General features: G+C 69.2%; 1 protein-coding gene. It reads left to right on the forward strand.

What is annotated here, in order from left to right; all coding sequences use genetic code 11:
- A partial coding sequence (locus UK23_RS44435; RefSeq protein WP_045317869.1) for a type I polyketide synthase occupies positions 1-4,122 on the forward strand: 4,122 nt, incomplete at both ends.

The following is a 4,122-nucleotide window of genomic DNA, read 5'->3' on the forward strand; positions in this document are numbered from 1 at the left end:
CGACTTCCGCGAGGCGTTGGCGGAGGTGGCGTTCCACGAGCCGCGCGTTCCGATGGTCGCGAGTGGCGACGTCACTACCGTTGAGTACTGGGTGAACCACGTCCGGGACGCGGTGCGGTTCGGCGACAACGTGCGGAGGTTGCGGGACGGCGGCGCCACCACGTTCCTCGAGGTCGGGCCGGACGGAGTGCTCAGCGCGATCGTCGAGGACGCCGTTCCGGTGCTGCGCAAGGACAAGGGTGAGCGCGTGGCGGCGTTGACCGCCCTGGCCCGGCTGCATGTCGATGGCGTGAAGGTGGAGTGGAGCGGGTTCTGCGCCGGTGGCAAGAAGATCGACCTGCCGACGTACGCGTTCGACCACCAGCGGTACTGGCCGTCGGTGCAGGTCGGTGGGGACGGGGCCGCCGGGATCGGCATGGTCGCGGTCGGGCACCCGTTGCTCATCGCGTCGGCTGAACTCGCTGATGGGGAAGGGGTTCTGTTCACCAGCCGGTTGGCGGTGCGGACGCATCCGTGGATTCGCCACCACACGATCATGGGCCAGGTGATGGTGCCCGGGGCGGCGCTCGTCGAGCTGGTGATGCGGGCCGGGGACGAGGTCGGGCTGGACCGGCTGGAGGAGCTGACGTTGTCGGCGCCGGTGGTGCTGCCGGAGCACGGTGGGCTGGCGCTGCAGATGAAGGTGTCGGGCGGCGACGAGCGCCGGACGTTCACGATTCACGCGCGGCCGGATGAAGTTGTTGACGCGCAGTGGGTTCAGGTCGCGAGCGGTGTGCTTGCGAAGGGCGAGCAGCGAGCCGAATTCAATGATGCGGTGTTCGACGCTTCCGTGTGGCCGCCTGCTGCTGAGGTCGTCGATATCGAGGGCTGCTACGAGAAGTTCGCTGAGGCCGGGTTCGCCTATGACGGCATGTTCCGCGGGTTGCGGGCGGCTTGGCGGGACGGTGACACGACGTATGCCGAGGTTGCGCTGCCGGACGACGTGAGTGTGAAGCCGTTCGGGCTGCACCCGGCGTTGCTGGACGCCGCGCTGCACGCGTCGTTGCTGGACGAGAGCGGGGCGGCCGGGTTGCCTTTCGCTTGCGAGAACGTGTCGCTGCACGCGACCGGGGCGACGGCGTTGCGGGTCAGGATGACGCGGGACGACAGCGGGCTGCGGATCGCGTTGGCCGACCCGGCCGGCAACCCGGTGGCGTCGGTCGAGTCGCTGGTGATGCGGGCGGTCGCGGCGGAACAGCCTGCCGAGCTGGACTCGTTGTTCTCGGTGCAGTGGACGCCGATCGCGGTGCCGCCGGCCGAGGCGGGCAAGGCTGTCAGCGTGCTCGGGCCGGACGTGCTCGGGTTGTCGGTCGGACGGGTCGAGGGCCTGCTTTCGTTGACTGACACGGATGTCGTGCTCGTGCCGGTCGCGGGCGAGCAGAACGCCCCGGCGGTCCGGGCGGCCACGCACCGGGCGTTGGAGCTGGTGCAGGAGTGGATCCGGGAGGACCGCGACGGGCGGCTCGTGTTCGTCACGCGCGGGGCGGCCGAGGGTGATGACCTGGCCGGTGCGGCGGTGTGGGGGCTGGTGCGGACCGCGCAGACCGAGCATCCCGAACGGTTCGGGCTGATCGACGTGGATGCCGAGGAGACGTCGCTGGCGACGTTGCTCGGGGTGCTGGACCTCGACGAGCCGCAGCTGGTGATTCGGGACGGTGAGGCTCGGGCGGCTCGGCTCGGGCGAGTGGTGGGTGGCTCTGAGGATGTCGTGTGGGAGAGCCCGGTTCTCGTCACCGGTGGTACTGGTGGGCTCGGGCGGATCGTGGCGCGGCACCTGGTGGAGAAACACGGGGTCACCGAGCTGGTGCTCGTCAGCCGTAGTGGACAGGGTGACGTCGGTGAGCTGGAGGCGTTGGGCGCCCGGGTTTCCGTGGTCGCGTGCGATGTCGCTGACCGGGCCGCGTTGTGGGAGTTGTTGAAGCAGCACAAGGTTCGTGGTGTCGTGCACGCGGCGGGTGTGCTGGACGACGGTGTGATCGAGTCGCTGACGCCGGAGCGGGTCGACGGGGTGTTGCGGGCCAAGGTCGACGCGGCTTTGAACCTGCATGATCTGGCGACCGAAGCAGTGCAGTTCGTGGTGTTCTCGTCGGCGGCCGGTGTGTTCGGCAACGCCGGTCAGGGCAACTACGCCGCCGGTAACGCCTTCTTGGACGCGCTGGCTTCGCATCGGCGGCTCAACGGGTTGCCCGGTGTGTCGCTCGCGTGGGGTGCCTGGGACACCGGCATGGTGCCGGCCGAGGACGCCGAACGGATGCGGCGCTCGGGCATGCCCGCTCTGAATGCGGAGCTGGGGCTGCGGTTGTTCGACGCGGCCGTGTCCGGGAGTGAACCGGCTGTGGTGCCGGTGCGGCTCGACCTCGGCGCGTTGAAGCAGAACGGTGACGTCAAGCCGTTGCTGCGCGGGCTGGTCCGGGTCAAGGCACGGCGGAAGGTCGCCGGGTCGGAGACGGCTTCCGGGCTGGTGCAGCGACTGTCCGTTCTGGACGAGTCCGGGCGGCTGGACGCGTTGGTGGATCTGGTTCGCGGCGAGGTCGCGGCGGTGCTCGGATACGACACGGTCGCTGCGGTCGACCCGGCGCGGGCGTTCCAGGAGCTCGGGTTCGACTCGCTGACCGCGGTGGAGCTGCGGAACCGGTTGACGGCGGTGACCGGGCTGAAGTTGCCGGCGACCGTGGTGTTCGACTACCCGTCGTCGGCTCAGCTCGCCGGGTATCTGAAGGACGAGCTGCTCGGGGCGGTTGCCGAGGTGTCGGATCTGCCCGCGCTGGTGTCCACTTCGGACGATCCGATCGTCGTCGTGGGTATGGCTTGCCGCTATCCCGGTGGTGTTTCGTCGCCGGAGGACCTGTGGGAGCTGGTGGCTTCCGGGGTGGACGCGATCACGCCGTTCCCGACGAACCGCGGCTGGGATCTGGACACCTTGTTCCACCCCGATCCCGACCACCCCGGCACCTCGTACGTGCGGGCGGGTGGCTTCCTGCACGACGCCGACCTGTTCGACCCGGAGTTCTTCGGGATGTCGCCGCGAGAGGCTCTGGCCACGGACTCGCAGCAGCGGCTCATGCTGGAGACGGCCTGGGAGGCGCTGGAGCGTGCCGGGATCGCGCCGGCTTCGTTGCGGGGCAGCTCGACCGGTGTGTTCGCCGGTGTCATGTACAACGACTACACGCAGCTCATCGGCGGAGCGGACACCGAGGGCTTCGGGTCGACCGGTGCGTCGCCCTCGGTGATCTCGGGCCGGGTGTCGTATGCGCTCGGGCTTGAGGGGCCGTCGGTGTCGATCGACACCGCGTGCTCGTCGTCGTTGGTGGCGCTGCACTGGGCTATGCAGGCTCTTCGGGCCGGTGAGTGCTCGCTGGCGTTGGCCGGTGGTGTGACCGTGATGTCGACGCCGGGTTCGTTCGTCGGGTTCTCGCGGCAGAGGGGCTTGTCGGAGGACGGACGCTGCAAGGCGTTCTCTGACTCGGCTGATGGCGTTGGTTGGTCTGAGGGTGTTGGTCTGCTCGTGCTGGAGCGTCAGTCCGATGCGGTGCGTCTTGGCCACACGGTGCTGGCGGTCGTGCGAGGTTCGGCGATCAACCAGGACGGCGCGTCCAACGGCCTGACGGCACCTAACGGGCCGTCGCAGCAGAGGGTGATTCGTCAGGCGTTGGCGTCTGCTGGGCTGACTGCTGCTGATGTGGATGCTGTCGAGGCGCACGGCACCGGTACTTCTTTGGGTGACCCCATTGAGGCTCAGGCGCTGATGGCGACCTATGGGCAGGACCGGGCTGTGCCGCTGCTGCTGGGTGGCATCAAGTCGAACATCGGGCACACGCAGGCGGCTGCCGGTGTCGCGGGCATCATCAAGATGGTGCAGGCGATGCGGCACGGGGTGTTGCCGCGGACGCTGCACGCCGCGACGCCTTCCTCGCACGTCGACTGGAGCGAGGGTGCGGTCGAGCTGGTGCAGGAGAACACGGCTTGGCCAGCGGTGGGGCGGGCGCGGCGGGCGGCGGTGTCGTCGTTCGGGATCAGCGGCACGAACGCGCACGTCATCCTCGAGGCTCGCCCACGTGATCATCGAGGCGCCTTCGGCGGCGC

Origin of the sequence: Lentzea aerocolonigenes, from assembly GCF_000955955.1 — a bacterium.
GTDB classification, from domain to species: domain Bacteria; phylum Actinomycetota; class Actinomycetes; order Mycobacteriales; family Pseudonocardiaceae; genus Lentzea; species Lentzea aerocolonigenes_A.